The following is a 23,130-nucleotide window of genomic DNA, read 5'->3' on the forward strand; positions in this document are numbered from 1 at the left end:
GGTCGGTGAGCAGGGTCGTACCCGTCGCGCTGGTTGCCGGATTCCAGTAACCACAAGGAGGCCCATCATGACCGAGCAATCCCGGACAACGCAGGAATCTGCGCACGCCACCCCCGCAGCAATCGTCGATGCACTCAAGGACGTGGCCGGCAATCCGCCACGGGTACGGGCGAGCTTCGCCAAAGGGCAGTGCGTGCGCGGCATCTATACGCCTTCCGCGCAGGCCGCGGAGATCACGCGCTCAGCGAGTTTCACGCAGGCGTCACGCGTGTTCGGACGCTTTTCGGTAGGCGGCGGCAATCCCGCGGTCGCCGACACCAATAAACAGGTGTTACGCGGTTTCAGCTTCAGGCTCCAGGGCGACGGCGCCGACACGACCCTCCTTTTGGAAAGCGCGCCGGTTCACTTCGCGCGAACGCTCGACCAGATGCTCGCGTTCCTGAAGGCGCGCGCGCCCGGTGCAGACGGAAAGCCGGACGCGGAGAAGGTGAAGGCATTTTCTGAAGCGAATCCTGAAACCCTGAACCAGGCGAAATTCGTCGCGGCAAGGCCGCTGCCGGGCAGCTTTGTCGGGACGGCCTACTGGGGCGTGCATGCGTTTCCCGCTACCAGTGCAAAGGGCGACGTGCGCTTCATCAAGTTCAAGGTGGTCCCGGTCGACGGCGAAGTCACGCTCACGGACGAAGAAGCGACAGACAAACCCGCCGGCTTCCTCGTCGACGATCTCGAAAAGCGGATTGCGGCGGGCACGGCGCGTTTTCATGTGCTGGCCGTGCTCGACCGGCCAGGCGACCCGACGATGGATGTGACGATCCGCTGGCCCGACGAAGACAGTCGTGAATCCGTGGTGCTTGGGACGATCGACATCACGTCGCTGGAACAGGACGCGTCGTGCGATGAAACGGTGTTCGACCCGTCGATTCTGGCGGACGGCATCGGCATTCCGCCCGACGAGATTTTCGCGGCCCGCAGCGCGGCGTACCGGGTCTCGTTCGCGAAGCGGCGCAGCTGAATCCGTCGGGGAACGCGCGGAGCAAGCCTGCACACGCTGCGCGTCGGTCTGGCATGATGGCGTGGCAGGGGCAACGCGCGTCCTGACGCTTTGCCCCACGATCGCCAGCCATCCAGACCCGCGTGTTCATGATCACACGATTTCACGCTGCGCTCACTGCGCTCCTTGCGGCCGCCCTGTTCGGCGCCACGACGCCGCTCGCCAAGGTGTTGCTCGGCACGCTGTCGCCGTTCATGCTCGCCGGTCTGTTCTATCTGGGAAGCGGCATCGGGCTCGGCTTCTGCATCCTCGTACGGCGCGTATTGCGTTCGCCGCCGGTTCAACAGCAGAACGAACACGGCATTCCCCGCGCCGACGTACCGTGGCTGCTGGGGGCCATCGTCGCGGGTGGAATCGCAGGGCCCGCGCTGCTGATGCTCGGGCTCACCTCGACACCCGCAGCCACGACTTCGCTGCTGCTCAATCTCGAAGGCGTGCTGACAGCCGTCATCGCGTGGGTGGTGTTCCGCGAGAACGTCGATCTGCAGGTGTTTCTCGGGATGGTGGCGATTGTCGCTGGCGGCGTGCTCCTGTCCTGGCAGCCGGGCGCGGGTGCGTTGCCCGGCGGCGCGCTCCTGATCATATGCGCGTGTCTATGCTGGGCCATCGACAACAACCTGACGCGAAAGGTCTCCACGAACGACGCGATGGTCATCGCCTGTATCAAAGGGCTCGTTGCGGGCGCGGTTAATCTTTCGGTCGCGTTGCTCGCCGGCGAACATCTGCCGGGCATTCAACAGATCGCAGCCGCGATGACGACCGGCTTCGCTGGCTATGGTGTCAGTCTTGTGATGTTCGTTGTCGCGCTGCGCAATCTCGGCACCGCGCGCACCGGCGCATATTTTTCTGTCGCGCCGCTCTTTGGCGTGGCGCTTTCACTTGCGATCTGGCCGGAGCCGCCGTCGGTCGTCTTCTGGATGGCGGCCATTCTGATGGGGCTCGGCGTGTGGCTGCACATCCGCGAGCGTCATGCGCATCTGCATACGCATGAGCCGCTCGAACACACGCATGCGCATCGTCATGACGCGCATCACCAGCACACCCATGCATTTCCGTACGACGGAGAGGAGCCGCACGTTCATCCCCACCGTCACGCGCGGATCACGCATTCACATGCGCATTACCCGGACATTCACCACCGCCATTCGCATTGAGCGCGCGGTGGCTCAAGCCTCAAGCCGCCGCCGCCGAAACCGCGGCTCTCAGGCCGAGCAGATAGCTGTCGACGCCAAAGCCGCAGATCTGCCCTTTGGCGATCTCGGCGAATACCGACACGTGACGGAACGCTTCGCGCGCATGGATGTTCGACATGTGAATTTCGACGATCGGTACGGTGAGGATCGCGAGCGCATCGCGAATGCCGTAACTATAGTGCGTCCACGCGCCCGCGTTGATGAGCACGCCGTCGACCTTGTCGGTGAACGCCTTGTGGATGCGCAGGCACATGTCGCCCTCGCTGTTGGTCTGGAAGCTCTCGACCGCCACGCCGAGTTCCTTGCCGAGTGCCTGCAGCCGGTTGTCGATTTCATCGAGCGTGACCGTGCCGTACTGCGCCGGATCGCGTTTGCCGAACATGTTGTGATTGATGCCGTGAAGCATGACGAACGTTTTCATGGATTTTCCTTCAGGGGATATCGTGGACGTCAATGAACCGGTGTCGTGTCGACGATCGAGCCGGTAACGGCTGCCCGCGCGATCGCCTCGGTAATTCTCAGGTTCTGCAAACCGTCGCGTACGCTGACAAGCGGTTCTGCTTCGCCGCGAATGACGCGCGCGAAGTGCCCGATCTGCAGCCTGAGCGGATCGTCACGCGTGACATCGGCGACGCTGGTCTCGAACGGCTTCCACCACGAGCGGTCTTCGACGTTGCGCCAGGTTTTCATCCGCATCGTCGGCACGGAGAGCGAGCCGAACGTGCCCGCGATCACGTAGCAATCTTCGTCGGGATACGTCGCGTAAGCCTTGTTTTCCTGCGACGTCTGTTCCCAGCTGCGCGCGCTTGCCGCCGTATCGGAGAGCATGAAGCTGCCGAGCGCGCCGTTTGCAAAGCGCAGGTTGATGGCGACCGTATCTTCGACGGGAAAGCCGCGCGTCGCCCGCGAGCCGAACGCCTGTACCGCGACAATGTCGCCGCACAGCATCCGCAGGTTGTGCACTTCGTGAATCATGTTGAGCAGGATGGGTCCCGCGCCCGGTTGCCGACGCCACGGCGCATCCCCGAAGTACTGATCGGGCTTGAAAAACACGGCGCTGCCCATGACGGCGACGAGCGCGCCGAGACGCCCTTCGTCGATCACCTGCTTCGCACGCGCCATGATCGGGCTGTGTGCGCGGTGATGACCGATCAGCACTTTCACGCCCGCACGATCCACTGCCTGGACCAGCTTCTCCGCCTCCGCGACGGTGGGTGTGACCGGTTTTTCGAGCAGCGTGGGCACGCGCGCCTGAAGGCACGTCAGCGCATGTTCGAGATGCAGCTGGTTCGGCGTCGCGAGAATGACGCCGTCAGGACGTTCCTTCGCGAACAGTGCATCGAGCGACGTATAGAGCGGCACGCCTTCCTTTTCGGCAACCGCCGCTGCGGCAGGCGACGGGTCGACGATGGCCGACAACGTGCAGGTGTCGCTCTGCCGCGCGGCGGCCATGTGCGCGAGGCCAATGTAGCCCGCGCCCGCGACCGCAATCCTGATCTTCTCCATTCCACCTTTTCCTGAGTCTGAGTCTACGTCGGGTTGTGGCGAACCGGCTCGCGCCTTCACGCGAGCGCTTTCTTCGTGTCCGCCATGGTTTGCGCGCGCACGCGCTCGTAATCCGCCTTGTCGATGGGCACGGCACCGGGTTCGCCCAGATCCGACAGCCGGATGCGATAGCTCTCTCGCGCGCTGAAGGCGGCGATCGCCGCGATGATCGTCACGCCAAACGTGATGGCGCCAATCGTCAGCGGAATATTGGTCGATCCCGGCGGCGCGACAGTCGCAAAGAGTGCGGGCAGCAGCGCGGTAATGGTGGTGCCGACGTTCTGGCCGATCGCCATGGCCGACACGCGTGAACGGGTGGGGAAGAGTTCCGGATAGAAGCTCGGAAAGATGGCGTTGTAGCCCTGATAGACGATGCCCCACATCAGTACGGACATGACGATCGCGAACGGCACGTTTTTTATACTGATCGCGTACAGGTAACCGAACGCGAGCAGACCCGAACCCAGCGCACCCACGATGATCGGCAAACGCCGCCCGATCCTGTCGGACAGATTGCCGACGACCGGAATCACTACCACCGCGACGATGTTGCCGATCACCGGAATCCACAGATACACGCTCTTGTGAAATCCGATGCCGTAGGCCGCCTGAACCGCATACGCGGCGCCGAAGATCGTCGCGACGACCGGAATCACGTTCATGAGCGCCATGCAGACCACGCGAAGCATGTCCGGCCAGTTATGGCGGAACGCTTCGGCAATCGGCGATTTCGGTACGCCGCCGCTCGCATCTTCCCTGGCGAATGCCGGTGTTTCATGCACTTCGCGACGGATGATGTAGCCCGCGATCAGCACCACGGCGCTCAGCAGGAACGGAATGCGCCAGCCCCACGCGTTGAACGCATCTTCCGGCATGTAATAGGCAAGCGGCAGGAACACGGCGGCCGCCAGAATCTGTCCGGCCTGCACGCCCTGCAACGTGAAGCTTGCGTAATAGCTGCGCCGGCCGAACGGCGCGTGTTCCAGAATCATCGAGCTTGCGCCCGAGATTTCACCCGCAACCGCAAAGCCCTGGATCAGTCGCAGCACGACGAGCAGCGTCGGGGCGAGGAGGCCGACCTGATGGTAAGTGGGCAGGAGGCCGACAGCCATCGTCGAGAAACCCATCAGGAACATGCAGACCAGCAACACGTTTTTCCGGCCATGCGTGTCGCCCCAGTGTCCGAGCACGAGCGCACCGATTGGACGGGCGACGTAACCCACGCCATAGGTCGCAAGCGACGCGACGATCGCGATCTTCGGATTGCCGGATGGAAAGAACAGCTGGGGAAAAATGAGGGCGGCGGCCTGCGCGTAGATAAAGAAATCATAGTATTCGAGTGCCGACCCGATCCATCCGCTGGCGGTTGCCTTGCGCGTCTGCGAACGATGTTCGCGTTCGCTTGAGGTTGTCTGCGTGCTCATGTTGTCTCCTGACCTGAATTGTTGGATCAGCTTCTAAGGCTGATTGATGTTCCTCGCTAAGGTGTATCCGGATAAGACGGGATTTACCCGACAAACTCATTTCGATCGCCGGCCCCACGATTTCCGCGGCATTGCGCGCCGCTCTTCAGATTCTGCATAAAGGCGCGCATTGTGCGCACCGTTTGCTTGCATGATTGACGGGTTACGGCTAGGGTACTGTGCAACTCACAGGACACAATGCGGCCAGATGGAAAATCAGAATGCGCTCACAGCCACGAATGATTCCTTTCTGCGCGACCTGCAGCTGTTTTGCCATATCGCCAGAAAGGGGAGTTTCGTCGCGGCATCGACGGAAATGGGGCTTTCGCCTTCGCATGTCAGCAAACGCATTGCGATGATGGAGACGAACCTCGGTGTGAAGCTCTTTCAGCGCACCACGCGCAGGGTCAGCGTGACGAGCGACGGCGAGGCCGCGCTGCAATGGGCGCAGAAAATTCTCGACGACGTGCAGGGCATGGCCGACACCTTCGCCGACCGCCGCGGCACGCTACACGGCCTGCTGCGTATCAGCACGAGCCTGCGTTTGGGGCGCAGCCACGTCTCGCCGATTCTTTCGATGCTGCGCACCCAGCATCCGGATCTCGAAGTCTGGCTGGAACTGCTGGACCGGCGGGCTGATGTCGTCGGTGAAAACTTCGACATCGATATTCGTGTGGGTGAGGTGCAGGAGCCGCACCTGATTGCGCACAGGATCGTGGAGAGCACGCGCATTCTGTGCGCGGCGCCCGCGTACCTCGAACGCAGAGGCATGCCCGCCGCGCTAAACGACCTCGTCGCGCATGACTGCCTGCTGTTCCGGGGGCGCGACGACCGGTTCGGCGTATGGCGTCTCACCGGCCCGCAAGGGGAGAAAAGCGTGAAGGTGACGGGCACCGTCGCGTCCAATCACAGCGACATCGTCGTGCAATGGGCGCGCGACGGCTTCGGCATCGTCATGGTGTCGGTCTGGGACGTCGCGGAAAGCCTGCGCTCGGGCGAACTGGTGCGCGTGCTGCCTGACTACGCGCAACCGGCGGATGTGTGGGCGGTGACGTCGGAGCGGCTGTCGTCGTCCGTGAAGATCCAGGTATGCATCGACTTTCTGCGCGAACAATTGATGCACGGGCCGTACGCGCTCGTTACGCGGGGCGTCGGCGGGCTGTGAAGCCACCGGCGCCCGATCAGCGCGGCGGCGCGGAATCGCCGCGCACGTTGATGTAACGGCGACAGCCGTCAGAAGCTGGCGCGCCCGATCGACGTTCCGCCATCCACGAAGAGCGTCTGGCCCGTGATAAAGCCCGCTTCCTCGGAGAGCAGGAACGCGATGCTCGCGGCGAGTTCGTCAGGCTTGCCGAGGCGCTGCATCGGCACCATCGAGAGGAAGCGTTGCTCCGCCTCGCTGCCCTTCGGCGTGTTTTCCCTGAACATTTCGGTTTCGACGGGGCCGGGCGCGATTGCGTTGACGGTGATGCCGGTTGCTGCCAGTTCAAGTCCCCACGTGCGTGTCAGGCTGATCATCGCGCTTTTCGCGGCCGCGTAAGCGGAGCGTTGTGCGAATCCGAGCACGACGAGACTCGACAGATTGACCACGCGCCCCCAGCCCCTTTCGCGCATGCCCGGCAGCAGCGCCTGAACCGTCTGGACGGCAGGGTTCAGATTCGCGCTGAACGACATGCCGAGATCGTCGAGCGTGATCTCGCCGACGGGCGCCAGCCGGATGAAGCCGACGTTGTTCACCACGCCGTCAAACGCATGGCGTTTGACCAGTTCATCCAGCGTGCTGCCGGTCGCGGCGGCATCCGTCAGGTCGGTCGAAACCAGCGTGCCGGGAAAGCTGGCGTCGTCCGCGCGACGCGCGAGTCCGATCACCTCATGCCCGCTCCGCGCAAGCCGCTCCGACAGGGCACGCCCGATACCCTTGCTCGCACCCGTTACAAGAAAAGTCCGCCGTGTCATGTTTCACTCCTTAAATGTTTATCATCCGTGTCAATGATCGCATCATATCGAACATTGACAGTGTTGACAAGAATGACCCTTCCGCGAGTGTGCCCGGGGGGGCAGGCCTGTTCTGACGACCAGCCGGGCCGGAGCGTCGCCAACGCGCTAACGCGCATTCGGATACCATTGAAGGTTCAGCGGCACGTTTCAGGCGTGTTCGCGCGTTTGGCTGCCTGACACTCTTCAATCATCTGGAAATCCATCGTGACATCGACCTATACCGATACCCGACTCCTGATCAACAACGAATGGTGCGACGCCGCAAGCGGCAAGACGCTCGACGTCGTCAATCCCGCGACCGGCAAGCCCATCGGCAAGGTCGCGCACGCTGGCATTCCCGACCTCGACCGGGCGCTGGCTGCCGCGCAAAGCGGCTTCGAGGCATGGCGCAGGATTCCCGCGAACGAGCGCGCCACGACGATGCGCAAGGCTGCGAGCCTCGTGCGCGAACGCGCGTCGGACATCGCCCGCCTGATGACGCTGGAGCAGGGCAAGCCGTTCCCGGAGGCGCGTGTGGAAATGCTGGCGTCCGCCGATATCATCGAATGGTTCGCTGACGAAGGCCGTCGCGTGTACGGCCGGATCGTGCCGTCGCGCAACCTGTCGGCGCAGCAACTGGTGATCAAGGAGCCGATTGGCCCGGTCGCCGCGTTCACGCCGTGGAATTTCCCGGTCAACCAGATCGTGCGCAAGCTGAGCGCGGCGCTCGCGAGCGGCTGCTCGTTCCTCGTGAAGGCGCCGGAAGAAACTCCGGCGTCGCCCGCTGGCCTGCTGCAGGCTTTCGTCGACGCAGGCGTGCCGCCGGGTACTGTCGGTCTCGTGTTCGGCGATCCGGCTGAAATCTCCAGCTACCTGATTCCGCATCCGGTTATCCGCAAGGTGACGTTCACCGGTTCGACGCCGGTCGGCAAGCAACTGGCGGCGCTCGCTGGCCAGCACATGAAGCGCGCCACGATGGAGCTGGGCGGCCATGCGCCCGTCATCGTCGCTGAAGATGCCGACGTCGCGCTTGCCGTGAAAGCCTCGGGCGGCGCGAAATTCCGCAATGCCGGCCAGGTCTGCATTTCGCCGACGCGCTTCCTCGTACACAACAGCATCCGCGAAGAGTTTGCCGCCGCGCTCGTCAAGCACGCTGAAAGCCTGAAGCTCGGCGACGGTCTCGCCGAAGGCACGACGCTCGGGCCGCTCGCCAACGCACGTCGCCTGACGGCGATGAGCAAGGTCGTCGACAACGCGCGTGCAACCGGCGCCACGGTGGCGACGGGTGGCGAACGCGTCGGCGCGGAAGGCAACTTCTTCTCGCCGACCGTGCTGACGAATGTGTCGCTCGAAGCCGACGTGTTCAACAACGAGCCGTTTGGCCCGATCGCGGCGGTGCGCGGTTTCGACAGGCTCGAAGAAGCGATTGCCGAAGCAAACCGTCTGCCGTTCGGCCTCGCCGGCTATGCGTTCACGAAGTCGTTCCGCAACGTGCATCTGCTGTCGCAGCAGATGGAAGTCGGCATGCTGTGGATCAACCAGCCCGCCACGCCTTCGCCGGAAATGCCGTTTGGCGGCGTGAAGGATTCGGGCTACGGTTCGGAAGGCGGTCCGGAAGCCATGGAAGCGTATCTCGTGACGAAGGCCGTGTCGGTGATGGCAGTCTGATTGACGTTTGAACGGTAGTGCCGCCGCCCGACGTCCTGCATGCAATGCAAAACGAACGGCGGCGTTTTTATTGGCTGGCTGATACGCGCGATGTACATCGCGTGAGGCGGTCATCGTGCAGGAGAGCGACCATGTTCCATGCTTTTCGAATTGCGTACGTGGCACTTGGCGCAACGCTGCTGGCGCTTGCGTTCGATGCGCGGGCTGCGGCGCCTGCCACGCCGTCAGCGGCGAAACCGGTGGTGACGACCGTTGCGGCTGAAGACGGAGGCACGCCGAAGACACTTAAGGAGCGCCTGGGCGACAAGGCCAGCGACGAACAGCGCGTCGACAACTGCAAGGTGCCGCTGGAAAGCCGGGGTTCGAAAGCGCGCCCCGACGCATGCCGCCAGCCTTGACACCACGATAGCCGCGCAGCAAAAACCATAAAACCATGCGTTCGAATCCAGAAATGGCAGAAACGGCAGAAGCGGAAACCGGCAGCGTCGTGACCGGCGAAGATGGCCTCGCGCGTCCGCCGTGGGCCGCGGTCGATCCGCTGTTGCAGCGCTATTACGATACCGAGTGGGGCATGCCGGTGCGCGACGAGCGCGGGCTGTTCGAGCGTCTCGCGCTGGAAGGCTTTCAGTCGGGTCTCTCGTGGCTCACGATCCTGCGCAGGCGCGAGGCGTTTCGCGCCGCGTTTTGCAACTTCGAACCGGACACGGTTGCCGCGTTCACACAGAACGATATCGAAAGGCTGCTCGCCGACAGTGCCATCATCCGCAATCGTGCGAAGATTCTGGCGACGATCGGCAACGCGGCGGCAACCATTGCGTTGCGCGCGGAGGGCGGCCTGGCAGATTTCATCTGGTCGTTCAAGCCGCCCACGACGCCCGAACCGCGTACCATCGCCGAGATTCCGACGACATCCGATGCGTCCATTGCGTTGAGCAAGGCGTTGCGCAAGAAAGGCTTTGCGTTTGTCGGCCCGACCACGATGCACGCGCTGATGGAAGCGACGGGCATCATCGATACCCATTTGCTCGACAGCCATCGCCGCGGCAGTTCCGGCGTGTGGCCGCGATCATCCTGACCCTGCGGAGCGACCCAACATGACCGATCTCTCATCGACGATCGAAATCGAAACCGCGCCGAACCCCGAGTTCGCCGTTATCCTGCTGCACGGCCTTGGTGCCGACGCGAACGACTTCGTTCCGCTCGTCCCTGAACTGCGTCTCGACGGTTTGCCCGCCGTCCGCTTCGTGTTTCCGAACGCGCCTGAGATCGCCGTCACCGCGAACAACGGCTATGTGATGCGTGCGTGGTACGACATCCTGTCGTTTCAGGGCATCAACCGCCAGGTTGATGAAGCCGGCATCGCGGCTTCGTGCGCAACAGTGCGCGAATTGATCGCCGCGCAGAACGCGCGCGGTATTCCGACATCGAAAATTTTTCTCGCCGGATTTTCTCAGGGCGGCGCGATGACGTATTCCGCCGGGCTCACGCATGAAGATTCGCTCGCGGGGATGATCGTGATGTCGGGCTACGTGCCCTCGCCGGGCTTCATCGAAAGCCGCTTCGGCGCTGCGAATCGCGACACGCCGATTTTCGCCGCGCACGGCATCCATGACGATGTGCTGCCGCTCGCGCTTGGTGAAAAGGGTCGCGACTTCGCCATCGCGCAGGGCTGCAAGGTCGACTGGCACGCGTACCTGATGCCGCACTCCGTGTGCGCGGAGGAGATCGACGCGATGCGCGCATGGCTGGGCTCGCGCATCAAGGCGCTGGCTGCCTGAGACGTGAACCCGAAGACGATGTGGTGGGGCACGTGTCAGAGCGTCCCGCAGAGCGTCTTTTCGTAGAGCGAGAGCATTGCGGGCGCGTCGACGGCGACGCAGACCTGGCATGCTGGCCGGTGGTCCCAGTTGGGCGCCGGCACGGGCATGGTCACGGGTTTCTGGATGGTCATGCCAGCAGCGATGCCGTCCGTCAGCACGCGCACGGGACCACTGCGCGTGGTGTACAGATGTGGCGCGAGCACATACGCAACCGCCGACGAATCGTGTACGTAGATCCCCGCGAGCCGCGCGCTCTTCATGTGGAAATCTTCGTAATGACGCGACACGTCCCACACGAAACGTCCGGCTTCACCCGCGCGATCGCGAATTGACGCGAGGTACGCCGTCGACATGATGGTGTTCTGCGTCACGTCGAGGCCCACGATCGTTACCGGCCACGCGGCGCCCAGCACCCCATCGGCTGCATCCGGATCACCCAGAATATTCGCTTCGGCCGCGGGCGTGACGTTGCCGAGCAGTCCGCCGGTGCCGAATGCGCCGCCCATGATTACCACCTGCTTCACGAGTGACGCGATCTGCGGATCTTCGGCAAGCGCGAGCGCGAGATTCGTCAGCGGGCCGACGGCTATCAGCGTGACTTCGCGCGGTTGCGCACGCACCGTTTCGATGATGAAGCGGTGCGCCGGGCGCGGATCGAGCGCACTTTCAGTCTGCGTATCCAGTTTGATGTTGCCAAGGCCGTTGTCGCCGTGAATCCATGCGAGCGGCTCCGGTGCCGCGCGCCTGAGCGGCGCGGCGGCACCGCGAGCGACCGGTGTGCCGGGCGCGAATTTCGCCGCCAGATAGCGCGCGTTGCGCGTCGTGGTTTCGATGGTGCCGTTGCCGAACACGCTCGTCAGACCCAGCAGTTCGATGTCGGGATGCAGCGCCTGAAAGACGAGCGCCATTGCATCGTCGACGCCGGGATCGGTGTCGTAGATAACCTTGTGCTGGCTCATAGGTAGAACGCGTCCGGCAATAGTTCGCGCGCGGTGGTGTCACGGGTCGCGCCGCGCAGGTTGCCGAGGCAGATCGGCAAATCGGGGCCGCCCAGTTCGACGATGACCTGGCGACATGCGCCACACGGCGAGATCGGGCCGTCGGTATCGCCGGTCACGGCAAGCGCCGCGAACTGGTCGCGCTTGTAGCCTGCTGCAATCGCGCTGAAAAACGCAGTGCGTTCCGCGCAGTTGCACAGGCCGTAGGAAGCGTTTTCGACATTGCAGCCTTCGAATACGTGGCCGTCGCCTGTCAGCAGCGCTGCACCGACCTTGAACTTCGAATAGGGGGCGTACGCCTTGTCGCGCGCGAAACCCGCACGCTTCAGCAGTTCTTCCATCGTCATATCCGACTCCTCAGTTGAACGTGATGAACATGCCGGCAAAGTGTACTTCCGATGCTAAACCAGGCCGGCCCTGACATGCGCGATATGCGCGCGGGATATCATAGGGTTCGCCGTAAGGTTTCTGCACTCTAGCGTAAGCACACACAATGAATTCCACGACTGAGTCTTTTACGCGCCCGCCGCTACGTTCGCTGACGCCGCTCGAAGCGCGCGTGCTGGGCGTATTGCTCGAAAAGCAGCACACCGTTCCCGATACGTATCCGCTTTCGCTGAACGCGCTCACGTCCGGCTGCAACCAGAAGACCGCGCGCAATCCGGTGATGAACGTGACCGAAGCTGAAGTGCTCACCACGCTCGATAACCTGAAGCGTCTGAGTCTTGCGTCCGAGGGCAGCAGCAGCCGCGTGCCGCGTTTCGAGCACAACATGTTGCGCGTGCTCGGCGTGCCGAGCCAGTCCGCTGCATTGCTGACGACACTGATTTTGCGCGGACCGCAAACGGCCGCTGAACTGCGGTTGAACAGTGCGCGTCTGCATGGATTCGCTGATATCTCTTCAGTGGAAGTGTTTCTCGACGAACTCGCCAGCAGCGAGCCCGCCCGCGTGATCAAGCTGCCACGCACGCCGGGCGAGCGCGAAAGCCGCTGGATGCATCTGCTGTGCGGCGAAGTCGTGATGCCGGAAGCACCTGAGGGGAGTGCCGTCGATGATTCCATATCGCCTTCCGAACTCGAATCGTTGAGGGCGGAGCAGAAGCAGCTTCGCGATGAACTCGATCAACTGCGCGCGATGGTCGAAAAGATGGCGGCCGAGCTTGGCATCAGTGTTAACAAGGACACGGACTAGCATCATGCGGTTTGCAATTGCCCCGCCGGCGTCGTTTTTTTCGCCGATGGAAAGCGCCTGGATCACCTGAACTGCCTGGTACACCGTCGAAATGACCGGTTTAAGGCCGTTTTCGCGTGCATTTTTGGGGCAGATTGACCCCTCGGGATGCTGCCGGAGGCCGTCATCCGGGGCGTCTGGCGTGTTCGCTTACCCCATCAGAGATTTGCGCAGACGCGCCCAGATGGGTTAGGGTGTCGGTCCGGGCGCCATTTTACGTGCGCTCGAACCACAATCACCGAACGGGATGAGTAATGAACAAACAGGAACTGATTGATGCCGTCGCAGCAGCGACGGGCGAAAGCAAGGCAGCGACCGGCAGCACGATCGACGCGATCATCGCAGCAGTGACCTCCGCCGTGGCAAAGGGCGACACCGTCCAGCTGATCGGTTTTGGCTCGTTCTCGACGGGCGCACGCGCCGCGCGCGTGGGCCGCAACCCGTCGACGGGTGCAGAAATCCAGATCGCAGCCGCGAAAACGGTCAAGTTCGTGGCCGGCAAGTCGTTCAAGGAAGTCGTGAACGCGTCCTGATCGACCGTTCGTGGCGCTGTGTCACAAGCCAGCGCCAGCTTCTGGCTGACCCGTTTTGCGGGTTTTTCCGCAGATAAAACGGGTCAGGCCAATGCCCGGCTCACCGCGGCCTGCGCATGCAGCGCGGTGGTATCGAAGACGGGCAACGCCACATCTTTCTGCGCAATCAAGAGCGCAATTTCCGTGCACCCCAGAATGACACCCTCCACACCCTGGGCCTGCATGCTGTCGATAATGCGTTTGTAAGCCTCTCGAGACGCATCACGCACGATGCCGTGACACAGTTCGTCGTAGATCACTTTATGGACGAGCGCGCGCCCTTCGATGTCGGGCACGACGACTTCAATGCCAAAACGATCCTGCATGCGCCCGCGATAGAAATCCTGCTCCATCGTGAACGCGGTACCCAGCAGCCCGACGCGACGAACGCCCGCATCCTGTAGCGCTTTTGCAGTCGGGTCCACGATGTGCAGAAAAGGAATGTCGAGCGCGCCCTCCAGAACGGGCGCTACGCGATGCATGGTGTTCGTGCAAAGCAGCACGAAATCCGCGCCGGCCGCCTGCACCTGCAACGCCGCCTGCTTCATGTGCTCGCCGAGTTCATCCCAGCGCGCTTCGTGCTGCAACGTCTTGATCTCTTCGAAACTGACCGTGACCATCACGCTGCGTGCGTTGCGATGGCCGCCCAGACGCTGCTTCATGTCCTGGTTGATCAGCCGGTAATACCCGGCCGACGATTCCCAGCTCATGCCGCCAATCAGTCCGATGGTCTTCATGGCGGTCGTCGGTGGAGTCAGTTGAGCCATTTGCGCACGTCGCTTTCCCATGCCGGGTCACCGCAACCCTTGGGATTTTCCGGGCCGAGAACCGTGATGTAGCCTTTCGATTTCATGCACGACTCGTAAGCGCGGATCTTCGAGCACTGATCCGTCGCGGCGTTGCGCGAGATCGATTTGCACTGGGCCATTGACTGGTCCATCGCAGCGAAGTCGGGATCGTTCGCAGCGCCGGCCGAAAACTCTACGGGTCGTGCATGCGAGCATGCGGCGAGTGGCAACACGACGGCAATAGCACTGGCTACCAGCAACGACCGGCACGATTTCATCTTCACCGCTACACCTCTTCGCTCGATTGAAGCCGTGATGATACGCCGGCGCCGGCAACCTGCGCACCGCTGCCCGACACCGGCGTTACACCATCACGCGTCGAGCCACGCGCAGACATCGGCGGTGCGCAGTTCGCGTGCGCCGAGCACGAAGCGCGCGTTCTCAGGCGCGGGCGCAGCAACGACGTCCGGGCCGAAGTTGAACGCGAACGTCACGTTGCCGCGACGGCGAACGCGCAGGCCTTCAGGCAACGTGTCGAGAGCCAGACCGGCGGCGCGTGCGGCGTCGTCGAGCAGCGCGCGGTGCAGCGCGTGATCGAACCACGCGCCCGCATAACGCACGCGTCCGCGCGACACGATCGCGGGCCAGCCGTCGTCAAAGCGCGCGAGCACTTCGGTACCGTCGCCGGGTTGAAGATGCTCGCGCCAGTGAATCGCGCTGCCTGCGACGCCATGCAGGGACGTCGCCGGTTTGAGCGTCGGACGCAGCGATTCTGCTTCCAGCACGCGTACCGGCAGCGCGGACTGCAGCAGACCAGGCGGCAGCGTCGCGGGAATCGAAAACTCCGACGTGCGCGATCCGCTGCGCGGTCCGAACACCCACTGTGCCGAAGAATGTTCAATCGCCTGCACAAGGTCATCCGACATTACGGCGAGACTCGGAACGACCACCAGCGCGTACTGCGAAAAATCCGCGTGACGCGAAACGATGTCGACGTCGAGCGACATTTCGCGCAACGCCTGGTAGTAGTCGAACGCGAGCGTCTGGTAGTCGAACGTCTTGCCATGCCGCTGGATCTCGAACATCCACTGCGTCTCGTAGTCGAACACGAGCGCGACCTGCGCACGCGAAGCGGGTGCGAGGCCGGACAGCACCGCAGATCCCGCGATTTCCTGCGCCGCCCGTGCAACTTCGAGGCCGCCTGGTGAGAGCTGGTTATCCGGCAGATTGAGCCCGGAATGCATCTGCTCCTGCGCATATGGACACTGACGCCAGCGGAAATACGACACCAGTTCCGCGCCGTGCGCAAACGCTTCATACGCCCACAGTCGAACCATGCCCGGCGCCGGCACCGGATTCCAGGGCGCCCAGTTTACCGGACCGGCTTCCTGTTCCATGATCCAGAAGCGGCCCGATCCAATCGCGCGATAGCGGTCGTGATCGAAGGCGGACACATCGGGATGGCCCGTGCGCGCATACCGCGCCTTGTCCTCGTCGGGCAGCGCGATGACTTCCGTGCGCGCAAGCGGATAGCTGTCCCATGCGGCGACATCGATCGCGTTGTTTTCCGCGAAACGGTAGTGATCGAAGCTAGTGAAGAAACCCATGAAGTTGTGCAGCACGTCCGCGCCGGGCGCGAATGTGCGCAACACGTCGGCCTGTTCGCGATGAAAGCTCGCGACTTCATCCGACATGAAACGGCGGAAGTCGAGCAGGTGAATGGGATTCGCGTCGGTGGGCGTGAGGTTCGGCAGTTCGATCGAATCGAACGACGGATATTCCATGCTCCAGAACACGTTGCCCCATGCGCGGTTCAGTGCGTCGACGGTTTCGTAACGGCGCGCGAGCCACGCTCTGAAACGCGTCAGCGCAGCCGTGGACCAGCTCGGTATCGTGTCGTGGCAGCCAAGCTCGTTGTCGGTCTGCCATGCGATCACCGACGGATGCCTGCCGTAACGTTGCGCCATCACCGTGACGATACGCACGCACTCCTCGCGATAGCGTTCGCTGGACACGTCATAGTGACGACGCGAACCGAAGTTCCAGCGCGTACCATCCGCGCGCACCGGCAGGATGTCTGGATACGCGTCGACCAGCCACTTCGGCGGCGACGCAGTGGGCGTGCCGAGAATGATCTTCAGACCCGCATCGGCGAGCGTCGCGACCGCCTTGTCGAGCCAGGCCCAGTCATATTCATGGGCACGCGGCTCCATCCGGCTCCACGCGAATTCGGCGATACGTACGTGCGAAATGCCGAGTTCGACCATCCGCTTCGCGTCGTCGGCCCACATCGATTGCGGCCATTGTTCCGGGTAATAGCAGACACCTAGCTGCATCAGGATTCTCTCTGGTAAAAGTAATGGGTCAGCCTTTGCTTGCACCGAACGTCAGGCCTGCAACGAAATGCTTCTGCATCGCGAAGAACATCAGCACGGAAGGCATTGCGGCCAGCACGGAACCCGCCGCGACGAGATTCCACGCGGTCGTCCACTGGCCCTTGAGCGCGGCGACGCCGACGGTGATCGGCGCGGCCTCATCGCCCTGCGTGAGGCACAACGCCCAGAAGTAGTCGTTCCAGACGAACGTGAAGACAAGAATGCCGAGTGCGGCAAGCGCCGGGCGGACCAGCGGCAGGACGATGCGTGCGTAGACGGTCCACTCGCTTGCGCCTTCCACGCGGGCGGCTTCGATCAGTTCGAACGGCAACTGCTTGATGAAGTTGCGAAGAAAAAGCGTGCAGAAGCCGGTCTGAAACGCAATGTGAAAAATCACCAGCGCCCATACGGTGTTGTAGAGGCCGACCTTGAGCGCCATGTCGCGCACGGGAATCATCAGGATCTGCACCGGCACGAAGTTGCCCGCGACGAACGCGAACAGCACGGCCGTGTTGCCGCGAAAGCGATAGGTCGCGAGCGCGAAGCCCGCCATCGAGGCGAGCAGCATGGCGCCAAGCACCGAAGGCACCGTGATCAGCACGCTGTTCGCAAAGTAGTGCAGCATCGGCGTCTGCGTGAGCGCGGCGCCGTAGTTGTCCCACAGCGCGAAGTGTTTCGGCCAGGTCCAGTAATCGCCTTGCGAGAGTTCTTCAGACGAGCGTATCGACGTCACGAGTACGGCGAGCATCGGCAGCAGCCAGATAAGGAGCGCGAGGGGCAGCGAGGCCTTGTATAACGCGCGGTTGAGCGGTTTCCATCGTTCGACGGGAAGCGGGTACATGAGGGCAGTCTCCGTAATTCAGCGTTCTTCGCGCAGCATCCGGCGCAGATGGAACACGATGTAGACCAGCATGATCGCGAACAGCACGACCGCAATCGAAGCCGAATAGCCTTCGCGGTAATACTTGATCGCCTGGTCGTACATGTAATAGGCGAGCACGGTGGAGCTGTCGAATGGACCGCCGCCGCTCATCACCGAAATCAGGTCGAAACTGCGCAACGCGCCAATCACGGTAAGCACGACGGCCATGAACGTCGCGGGCCGCAGTTGCGGCAGGATCACGTGCCATAGCAGCCGCACGCCTTTAGCGCCTTCCATGCGGGCGGCTTCGACGACTTCCGGATTGATGGCCGTCAGCCCCGTGAGATACAGCACCATGCAATACGGTGTTTGCGGCCACAGTGCGGCAAAGACAATGCCGAACGTCACGGTGTGCGGATCGCCCAGCACGGGAATGCCATGCCCGACGAAGAGCTTGAGCAGACCAAACGTCGGGTCGTAGAACCAGCTGAACACGAGCCCGACCACCACACCCGACAGCACGAACGGCGCGAAGAACAGCGACTTCACAATGCGCATGCCCTTGATCTGCTGGTTCAGATACAGCGCGAACGCAAGGCCGAGCGGCGGCGCGAGCAGGAAGACGGCCAGCCAGATCAGGTTGTTCTTCAACGCGACATAGAACACGTCCGCATGAAACAGCTCGATGTAGTTCGCGAAGCCGACGAAGGTTTTCGGCGTCATGCCGTCCCAGTCGTAAAAGCTGAGCGCGACGCTGTCGATGATGGGATAGAGCACGCACAGGCTGAAGAGCGCACAGGCCGGCAGCAGGAAGAAAAACGCTGCACGGTGCTGACGTTTCAAGGTTGCAGGCGTGCGCCGGCCCCGAGCCGTCGCCAGCGGGCGGGCTGCTGAATCAGACATTCGAGTGGCCTCGTAAAGTCCGCGGGAAATGCGGATGAGCCTTGAATCCGCGCCCCGATGCGTTCACCGCACCGGGGCGCCTGTACAGAGACGTTACTTCTTGTAGATACGCTTGCGGGTCGCTTCGAGTCGCGCGAGCAGCGAATCGAGTTGCGACGGATCGCTATAGAACTGCTGCATCGCCTTCATGCCTTCGTCGGCCATTTCCTTCGTCATGTCGCGGTCGTAGAACTGCGCGATGCCGCCCGTCGTGCCTGCAAGGGTCTGGAAGCCGACCTTCGAGATCGGATCATCCGGTTCCGCCGCCTTGCTGTTCGACGGCAACTGGCCCCAGCCGCGCGCGAGATCCGCGTTGATCTGCGGCGTTTCCATGAAGGCAAGCAGGCGCCGCGCGTCGGCCTTGTTCTTCGCCTTGGCCGGCACGAGCAGCACGTTGACCGGGCCGTCTTCGGCAGTCGGCACGTTCGCGTCGACGATGGGGAAGCGGAAGAAGCCGGTCTCAGGCTTCACCGACGCCGGAATGCTGGCGGAGAAGAACGTGCCCATCAGCATCATCGACGCCTTGCCGTTCACGAGGAACGGTGCGATCGAATCGAGATCGTAGGAGAGCGCGTTTTCGATGAAGTAGTGATCGTCGATCAGCGTCTTCCATGCGGTGTAGACCTTCTTCACGCGTGCGTCGGTGTACGGGATTTCGCCGGCCATCAGCTTCTGGTGGAACGCGTTGCCGTTGATGCGCAGGTCGAGATAGTCGAACCATGCAGCGAGCGTCCAGCTGTCGCGCGCGGCGACGGCAATCGGTGCGACGCCGCTTGCCTTCAGCTTCCTGCAGGCGTCGAGAAATTCATCCCACGTTTTCGGTTCGCTCTTGATGCCGGCTTTTTCGAACAGATCCTTGCGATAGAAGAAACCGTACGCGTCGTAGCCGAGCGGCGCCGCATACTGTTTGCCCTTGTACGTCGAGGCTTCCTTCACCGAAGCGTATTGCTGGTCCCAGCCGTTCTTGCTCCAGTCGGACGAGAGGTCTTCGAGCAGGCCGCGTTGCGCGTAATACGCCATGCGTTCGCCGTCGTGCCACGAAACGACGTCAGGCGGATCGGTGGCGAGCCAGCCGCCCATCTGAACCTTGTACGCTTCCTCGGTGACGTACGTGACTTTCAGGTCGACGTCAGGGTTGGCCTTCTTGAACTTGTCGAACGCGTCCTGCCACGTCGAGCGCTGGTTGCCGCGCGCCGACACGTTGACGTTCAGTTCGCCGGCCTGCGCGGTCACACCCGCGAAGAGCGCGGTGACCACCGCGACGGCGGCGACGGCGCTGGAAAGGCGCGTCGTGCGACGCGCGCCGAGCCTTGTGTGATTGATGCCACTGGTTTTCATCTGCTGTCTCCTTGACTACGTTGTCTACGTTATATGTCGGCACGCACGGCGCGGCCGGTCGATCCTGCCGGCTCTGCGGCCGGCGCATGCGGTACAACTTTTAAGGCAACTCTTTTGAAACCCTCACGCAACCTGAAGCGCGGGCAGCGTGGAACCGCCGACCGTGCGCTCGAGCGCAATGCCATCGGCGTCGAACAGATGACACGCGTCAGCGGGAATACGCAGCGCGATGCGCTCACCAGGTTGCGTTGCCATATCGCCGGGCGCCTTGAAAACCAGTGCGCCGCCGGCGTAGTCGACGTGGATGTAACTGTGTTCGCCAAGTTGCTCCGTGAGCGTCGCCACGGCGCGAAGCGACTGCGCTTCGCCATCGGTACGCACGTGTTCGGGGCGAATGCCGAGCGTCACCGGCTGATCGCGCACAAGGCGCGTGCCGTCGACGCAGACCGCGAGTTTTTCGTCGCCCTGTGCGAGCCTGACCACGACGCGACCCGCTTCAATCGAATCGACGCGGGCGTCGATAAAGTTCATGCGTGGCGAGCCGATGAAACCCGCAACGAAACGCGAAGCCGGGCGATGATAAAGCTCGAGTGGTGCGCCAACCTGCGCGATGCTGCCAAAGCGCTGCGTATCCGCGCCGGCATGCAGTAGCACGATGCGATCGGCGAGCGTCATCGCCTCGACCTGATCGTGCGTGACGTACACCACGCTTGCCTGCGCGAAACGCTGATGCAGGCGCGCGATCTCGATGCGCGTCTGACCGCGCAACGCCGCATCGAGATTGGACAGTGGTTCGTCGAACAGGAACACGCCGGGTTCGCGCACGATCGCGCGGCCAATCGCCACGCGCTGACGCTGGCCGCCCGAGAGCGCTTTCGGCTGACGATCGAGCAGGGCATCGAGTTGAAGAATCCGCGCGGCCTCGCGCACCTTGCGGTCGATGACATCCTTCGGCGTTTTCGCGAGACGCAAGCCGAACGCCATGTTTTCGAACACCGTCATGTGCGGAAAGAGCGCGTAGCTCTGGAACACCATGGCGACGCCGCGCTCGGCAGAAGGGATGCCGTTCATCAGCTTGCCGCCGATATGGAGGTCGCCTTCGGTCATGTCTTCGAGACCCGCGATGATTCGCAGCAACGTGGATTTGCCGCATCCCGATGGCCCGAGAAACACGCAGAATTCGTGTTCGCCGATATCGAGATTCAGACGCCGGATCACCGGCACATGGTTGCCGTATGACTTTTCGACCTGCGTGAGACTGATCGCTGACATGCTCGCCTCCCGCGATTTAAGCGCTTAAATTCCGCTGCAAAAAAATCGGCGAAGAGCTTGCGCTGTGCGCATTTAAGCGCTTAAATTCGTGGCTGGGATTTGAAATCACGATGTCTGTCTCCGGAGTATTTTCATGAAACTTAACAAAGCCTGTGCCGGGCGTGCAACATCTGGTTGTCATTCCCTGAATGTGGGATTTGGTGGCATTGCGACGGCGCAGACCGGATCGCCATGGTCACGTTGACCGAAGTCGCGCGTCGCGCGCGGGTCACGGCAGCGACCGTGTCGAACGTGTTGCGCAACCGTGAGAAGGTGCGTCCCGAAACGGCCGAACGTGTGCTGAGCGCGATCCGCGAACTCGGCTACCGGCCGAACCTGAATGCGCGGGCGCTGGCCGAGGGCCGTTCTTCGACGCTCGCGATGATGCTCGGGAACATCGCCAATCCGTTCTATCCGGAGTTCGTGCTCGCGGCCGAGCGCGCCGCGCGCCGCGCGGGTTATTTCCTGATGGTCTGCAACACCGACGACGACGCCGAAACCGGCCGCGCGTATCTCACGCAGGTCGCGGGCACGCTGGCCGAAGGCGTGATCGTGCTGAACACGGACATCGCGATCAACGAGCTGTGCGCTTCGGCGGCAATTGGCGCGCCGATCGTGCTGAGCCTGTGGGAGCATCCCGAGTCGCCGCCCGGGTTGCCGTGCGTCGCGGTCGATTTCGCGCGTGCCGGGGCGCTGGCTGCGACGCATCTGCTGGAACTCGGGCATCGGGAGATCGGCATGCTGGTTGGCGACGGCTGCGGCGGTTTGCAGGACGCGCGCGCGAACGGCTTTCGCGAGGTCATGCGCGCGAGCGGCATCGAACCGGACGCCGCCGCCGTGCTGCAGATTCGCGACTCGATCGATGCGGGCTACGAGGCGTGCATCCAGTTGATGTCGAATACACCCGACCTCACGGCAATCTTCGCCACGAACGACCTGCTCGCGATCGGCGCGATGCAGGCGCTTGCGGCGCTGGGCCGTCAGGTGCCCGAAGACGTCTCGGTGATCGGCATCACCGACATTCAGCTCGCGCATCAGGTGCGTCCGGCGCTCACGACGGTCGCGATCAACACGAGCGAGATCGCCGCGCTGTCCATCGACCTGCTGATCCAGCTGATGCAGAAGGAGCGCGTCGACGTGTCTCCTCCGATGCTGCAGGGACCGCCGCCGAAGCTGGTCGTGCGCCAGTCCACCTGCGCGCCGAAGCGGCCCGGTTGACGCAAACCGCTCGCGAAACGGGTTCCGGCGCTGGTGTCGGGGGCGGGCCGCGTCGCCTGAATCGCCCGCCCCATAAGGCTTTGCAATTGGGCTGAAATTCAAAACAGTGATTTCGCCTTTCCGGTATTTATCCCGAGGTATCTCTGCTCCTAAACTGGCTTCAATCGCTGCAAACAAACCGGTTTGCAGACCCAGTCAAGACAGATTATTCGGAGGTAGTTACCATGAAGTCGCTCATCAAGGCTGTTGCTCTCGCTGTAGTGCTCGCTGCTCCCGTTGTTTCGTTCGCACAATCGAACAGTTCCGTAACCCGCGCTGAAGTTCGTGCCGATCTGGTCAAGCTCGAAAAAGCCGGCTACAACCCGAACGGCGATGCGATCAACTATCCGGAGAACATCCAGGCTGCCGAAGCCCGTGTTACCACGCAAAACTTTGCTGCGCAGCATAGCGGTTACGGTCCGTCGACGAATGGCTCGTCGCAGGCGGGTGCCCGCGGTGAATTCACAGCCAGCTCGTATTCGCCGCCGGTCTATATCGCGCACTAAGGCGCAGACGCTGCACCTGTCGTAAATGTAGAAAGCCCGCATTGGCGGGCTTTCGTTCTTTCCGGCGCAGGTGTTTCACAAGAGCGTTTCCTTGCATCATTCCCCTCGCTGCGGAGCCGCAAAAAATCCACTCGAATAAAAATAATCAGGGCTCTATCTGAATCGCTCAAGCGCGGTCAATCGCGGCCGTAAAACCGGATACAGGGTGCGCGAAGCAAAAGCGCAGACCGCGG

24 protein-coding genes are annotated in these 23,130 nt (G+C 62.6%); 11 read left to right on the forward strand and 13 right to left on the reverse strand.

The window, feature by feature from the left end; all coding sequences use genetic code 11:
• The first annotated feature begins 67 nt into the window (after window positions 1–67).
• Complete coding sequence (locus LPA36_RS09395) at window positions 68–1,012, forward strand: catalase family peroxidase (RefSeq protein ID WP_228875879.1); 945 nt, start codon at window positions 68–70, stop codon at window positions 1,010–1,012.
• Between the two features lie 128 nt (window positions 1,013–1,140).
• Window positions 1,141–2,205 (forward strand): DMT family transporter, encoded by a 1,065-nt coding sequence (locus LPA36_RS09400; RefSeq protein WP_228875880.1) that lies wholly within the window; start codon window positions 1,141–1,143, stop codon window positions 2,203–2,205.
• A 19-nt stretch (window positions 2,206–2,224) separates the two neighbouring features.
• Here LPA36_RS09400 and aroQ read toward each other — a convergent pair whose 3' ends face one another.
• The 3 genes from aroQ to LPA36_RS09415 are packed head-to-tail and all read right to left on the reverse strand — an operon-like array spanning window position 2,225 to window position 5,213.
• The gene (aroQ, locus tag LPA36_RS09405) at window positions 2,225–2,665 is read right to left on the reverse strand and encodes a type II 3-dehydroquinate dehydratase (protein WP_228875881.1); all 441 of its coding nucleotides are present in this window, start codon (window positions 2,663–2,665) and stop codon (window positions 2,225–2,227) included.
• Window positions 2,666–2,694: 29 nt separating this feature from the next.
• Window positions 2,695–3,750, reverse strand: coding sequence for a Gfo/Idh/MocA family protein (locus LPA36_RS09410; RefSeq protein ID WP_228875882.1), 1,056 nt, complete (start codon window positions 3,748–3,750; stop codon window positions 2,695–2,697).
• 56 nt (window positions 3,751–3,806) lie between these two features.
• Window positions 3,807–5,213: an MFS transporter gene (locus tag LPA36_RS09415; RefSeq protein WP_228875883.1), complete on the reverse strand. Its 1,407-nt coding sequence runs from the start codon at window positions 5,211–5,213 to the stop codon at window positions 3,807–3,809.
• 247 nt (window positions 5,214–5,460) lie between these two features.
• Here LPA36_RS09415 and LPA36_RS09420 point away from each other — a divergent pair, with 247 nt between their 5' ends.
• Window positions 5,461–6,417 carry a LysR family transcriptional regulator gene (locus LPA36_RS09420; protein ID WP_228875884.1) on the forward strand — a complete coding sequence of 319 codons (957 nt, stop codon included), beginning with the start codon at window positions 5,461–5,463 and terminating at the stop codon, window positions 6,415–6,417.
• Window positions 6,418–6,485: 68 nt separating this feature from the next.
• On the opposite strand, the gene LPA36_RS09425 is transcribed toward LPA36_RS09420, so the two are convergent.
• Complete coding sequence (locus tag LPA36_RS09425) at window positions 6,486–7,208, reverse strand: SDR family oxidoreductase (protein ID WP_228875885.1); 723 nt, start codon at window positions 7,206–7,208, stop codon at window positions 6,486–6,488.
• A gap of 243 nt (window positions 7,209–7,451) precedes the next feature.
• On the opposite strand from LPA36_RS09425, the gene LPA36_RS09430 reads away from it, so the two are divergent.
• The 4 genes from LPA36_RS09430 to LPA36_RS09445 all read left to right on the forward strand — a co-directional run bounded on the left by LPA36_RS09430 (window position 7,452) and on the right by LPA36_RS09445 (window position 10,675).
• Window positions 7,452–8,897, forward strand: coding sequence for an NAD-dependent succinate-semialdehyde dehydrogenase (locus LPA36_RS09430; RefSeq protein WP_228876514.1), 1,446 nt, complete (start codon window positions 7,452–7,454; stop codon window positions 8,895–8,897).
• 131 nt (window positions 8,898–9,028) lie between these two features.
• On the forward strand, window positions 9,029–9,295 hold the full coding sequence (locus tag LPA36_RS09435) for a hypothetical protein (RefSeq protein ID WP_228875886.1): 267 nt from the start codon (window positions 9,029–9,031) through the stop codon (window positions 9,293–9,295).
• Window positions 9,296–9,348: 53 nt separating this feature from the next.
• Window positions 9,349–9,972, forward strand: a complete 624-nt coding sequence (locus LPA36_RS09440; protein WP_228875887.1) for a DNA-3-methyladenine glycosylase I — start codon at window positions 9,349–9,351, stop codon at window positions 9,970–9,972.
• 19 nt (window positions 9,973–9,991) lie between these two features.
• Window positions 9,992–10,675 (forward strand): alpha/beta hydrolase, encoded by a 684-nt coding sequence (locus LPA36_RS09445; protein ID WP_228875888.1) that lies wholly within the window; start codon window positions 9,992–9,994, stop codon window positions 10,673–10,675.
• 35 nt (window positions 10,676–10,710) lie between these two features.
• Here LPA36_RS09445 and LPA36_RS09450 read toward each other — a convergent pair whose 3' ends face one another.
• Complete coding sequence (locus LPA36_RS09450) at window positions 10,711–11,676, reverse strand: nucleoside hydrolase (protein WP_228875889.1); 966 nt, start codon at window positions 11,674–11,676, stop codon at window positions 10,711–10,713.
• The gene (locus LPA36_RS09455) at window positions 11,673–12,062 is read right to left on the reverse strand and encodes a cytidine deaminase (protein WP_228875890.1); all 390 of its coding nucleotides are present in this window, start codon (window positions 12,060–12,062) and stop codon (window positions 11,673–11,675) included. The genes LPA36_RS09450 and LPA36_RS09455 overlap by 4 nt, the downstream gene beginning before the upstream one ends.
• Before the next feature lie 146 nt (window positions 12,063–12,208).
• Between LPA36_RS09455 and LPA36_RS09460 the strand changes: the two genes are divergently transcribed.
• Together LPA36_RS09460 and LPA36_RS09465 are read left to right on the forward strand one after the other, a co-directional pair.
• Window positions 12,209–12,907, forward strand: a complete 699-nt coding sequence (locus tag LPA36_RS09460) for a YceH family protein (RefSeq protein WP_228875891.1) — start codon at window positions 12,209–12,211, stop codon at window positions 12,905–12,907.
• A gap of 293 nt (window positions 12,908–13,200) precedes the next feature.
• Window positions 13,201–13,479, forward strand: a complete 279-nt coding sequence (locus tag LPA36_RS09465) for an HU family DNA-binding protein (RefSeq protein WP_090536450.1) — start codon at window positions 13,201–13,203, stop codon at window positions 13,477–13,479.
• 83 nt (window positions 13,480–13,562) lie between these two features.
• On the opposite strand, the gene LPA36_RS09470 is transcribed toward LPA36_RS09465, so the two are convergent.
• The 7 genes from LPA36_RS09470 to LPA36_RS09500 all read right to left on the reverse strand — a co-directional run bounded on the left by LPA36_RS09470 (window position 13,563) and on the right by LPA36_RS09500 (window position 21,095).
• The gene (locus tag LPA36_RS09470; protein WP_228875892.1) at window positions 13,563–14,255 is read right to left on the reverse strand and encodes an aspartate/glutamate racemase family protein; all 693 of its coding nucleotides are present in this window, start codon (window positions 14,253–14,255) and stop codon (window positions 13,563–13,565) included.
• A 17-nt stretch (window positions 14,256–14,272) separates the two neighbouring features.
• Window positions 14,273–14,584: a hypothetical protein gene (locus tag LPA36_RS09475; RefSeq protein ID WP_228876515.1), complete on the reverse strand. Its 312-nt coding sequence runs from the start codon at window positions 14,582–14,584 to the stop codon at window positions 14,273–14,275.
• Between the two features lie 93 nt (window positions 14,585–14,677).
• Window positions 14,678–16,642, reverse strand: a complete 1,965-nt coding sequence (locus LPA36_RS09480; RefSeq protein ID WP_228875893.1) for a beta-galactosidase — start codon at window positions 16,640–16,642, stop codon at window positions 14,678–14,680.
• A gap of 28 nt (window positions 16,643–16,670) precedes the next feature.
• Complete coding sequence (locus LPA36_RS09485; RefSeq protein WP_228875894.1) at window positions 16,671–17,522, reverse strand: carbohydrate ABC transporter permease; 852 nt, start codon at window positions 17,520–17,522, stop codon at window positions 16,671–16,673.
• An 18-nt stretch (window positions 17,523–17,540) separates the two neighbouring features.
• Complete coding sequence (locus tag LPA36_RS09490; protein ID WP_228875895.1) at window positions 17,541–18,446, reverse strand: carbohydrate ABC transporter permease; 906 nt, start codon at window positions 18,444–18,446, stop codon at window positions 17,541–17,543.
• Window positions 18,447–18,539: 93 nt separating this feature from the next.
• Window positions 18,540–19,823 carry an ABC transporter substrate-binding protein gene (locus tag LPA36_RS09495; RefSeq protein ID WP_228875896.1) on the reverse strand — a complete coding sequence of 428 codons (1,284 nt, stop codon included), beginning with the start codon at window positions 19,821–19,823 and terminating at the stop codon, window positions 18,540–18,542.
• A gap of 123 nt (window positions 19,824–19,946) precedes the next feature.
• Window positions 19,947–21,095, reverse strand: coding sequence for an ABC transporter ATP-binding protein (locus LPA36_RS09500; protein ID WP_228875897.1), 1,149 nt, complete (start codon window positions 21,093–21,095; stop codon window positions 19,947–19,949).
• 231 nt (window positions 21,096–21,326) lie between these two features.
• Here LPA36_RS09500 and LPA36_RS09505 point away from each other — a divergent pair, with 231 nt between their 5' ends.
• The gene (locus tag LPA36_RS09505) at window positions 21,327–22,352 is read left to right on the forward strand and encodes a LacI family DNA-binding transcriptional regulator (RefSeq protein WP_228875898.1); all 1,026 of its coding nucleotides are present in this window, start codon (window positions 21,327–21,329) and stop codon (window positions 22,350–22,352) included.
• A gap of 224 nt (window positions 22,353–22,576) precedes the next feature.
• Window positions 22,577–22,897 carry a DUF4148 domain-containing protein gene (locus LPA36_RS09510; protein WP_228875899.1) on the forward strand — a complete coding sequence of 107 codons (321 nt, stop codon included), beginning with the start codon at window positions 22,577–22,579 and terminating at the stop codon, window positions 22,895–22,897.
• The last annotated feature ends 233 nt before the right edge of the window (window positions 22,898–23,130 follow it).

The sequence above is a fragment of the Paraburkholderia saeva genome, from assembly GCF_907164555.1.
GTDB classification, from domain to species: domain Bacteria; phylum Pseudomonadota; class Gammaproteobacteria; order Burkholderiales; family Burkholderiaceae; genus Paraburkholderia; species Paraburkholderia saeva.

Bases quoted from the DNA above. Each gene is read 5' to 3' on its own strand.
- LPA36_RS09400 (WP_228875880.1), top strand. From the start codon at position 1,141: ATGATCACACGATTTCACGCTGCGCTCACTGCGCTCCTTGCGGCCGCC.
- LPA36_RS09450 (WP_228875889.1), bottom strand. From the start codon at position 11,676: ATGAGCCAGCACAAGGTTATCTACGACACCGATCCCGGCGTCGACGAT.
- LPA36_RS09470 (WP_228875892.1), bottom strand. From the start codon at position 14,255: ATGAAGACCATCGGACTGATTGGCGGCATGAGCTGGGAATCGTCGGCC.
- LPA36_RS09480 (WP_228875893.1), bottom strand. From the start codon at position 16,642: ATGCAGCTAGGTGTCTGCTATTACCCGGAACAATGGCCGCAATCGATG.
- LPA36_RS09395 (WP_228875879.1), top strand. From the start codon at position 68: ATGACCGAGCAATCCCGGACAACGCAGGAATCTGCGCACGCCACCCCC.
- LPA36_RS09505 (WP_228875898.1), top strand. From the start codon at position 21,327: ATGGTCACGTTGACCGAAGTCGCGCGTCGCGCGCGGGTCACGGCAGCG.
- LPA36_RS09455 (WP_228875890.1), bottom strand. From the start codon at position 12,062: ATGACGATGGAAGAACTGCTGAAGCGTGCGGGTTTCGCGCGCGACAAG.
- aroQ (WP_228875881.1), bottom strand. From the start codon at position 2,665: ATGAAAACGTTCGTCATGCTTCACGGCATCAATCACAACATGTTCGGC.
- LPA36_RS09485 (WP_228875894.1), bottom strand. From the start codon at position 17,522: ATGTACCCGCTTCCCGTCGAACGATGGAAACCGCTCAACCGCGCGTTA.
- LPA36_RS09490 (WP_228875895.1), bottom strand. From the start codon at position 18,446: ATGTCTGATTCAGCAGCCCGCCCGCTGGCGACGGCTCGGGGCCGGCGC.
- LPA36_RS09415 (WP_228875883.1), bottom strand. From the start codon at position 5,213: ATGAGCACGCAGACAACCTCAAGCGAACGCGAACATCGTTCGCAGACG.
- LPA36_RS09460 (WP_228875891.1), top strand. From the start codon at position 12,209: ATGAATTCCACGACTGAGTCTTTTACGCGCCCGCCGCTACGTTCGCTG.
- LPA36_RS09410 (WP_228875882.1), bottom strand. From the start codon at position 3,750: ATGGAGAAGATCAGGATTGCGGTCGCGGGCGCGGGCTACATTGGCCTC.
- LPA36_RS09465 (WP_090536450.1), top strand. From the start codon at position 13,201: ATGAACAAACAGGAACTGATTGATGCCGTCGCAGCAGCGACGGGCGAA.
- LPA36_RS09445 (WP_228875888.1), top strand. From the start codon at position 9,992: ATGACCGATCTCTCATCGACGATCGAAATCGAAACCGCGCCGAACCCC.
- LPA36_RS09500 (WP_228875897.1), bottom strand. From the start codon at position 21,095: ATGTCAGCGATCAGTCTCACGCAGGTCGAAAAGTCATACGGCAACCAT.
- LPA36_RS09440 (WP_228875887.1), top strand. From the start codon at position 9,349: ATGGCAGAAACGGCAGAAGCGGAAACCGGCAGCGTCGTGACCGGCGAA.
- LPA36_RS09495 (WP_228875896.1), bottom strand. From the start codon at position 19,823: ATGAAAACCAGTGGCATCAATCACACAAGGCTCGGCGCGCGTCGCACG.
- LPA36_RS09425 (WP_228875885.1), bottom strand. From the start codon at position 7,208: ATGACACGGCGGACTTTTCTTGTAACGGGTGCGAGCAAGGGTATCGGG.
- LPA36_RS09420 (WP_228875884.1), top strand. From the start codon at position 5,461: ATGGAAAATCAGAATGCGCTCACAGCCACGAATGATTCCTTTCTGCGC.
- LPA36_RS09435 (WP_228875886.1), top strand. From the start codon at position 9,029: ATGTTCCATGCTTTTCGAATTGCGTACGTGGCACTTGGCGCAACGCTG.
- LPA36_RS09475 (WP_228876515.1), bottom strand. From the start codon at position 14,584: ATGAAATCGTGCCGGTCGTTGCTGGTAGCCAGTGCTATTGCCGTCGTG.
- LPA36_RS09510 (WP_228875899.1), top strand. From the start codon at position 22,577: ATGAAGTCGCTCATCAAGGCTGTTGCTCTCGCTGTAGTGCTCGCTGCT.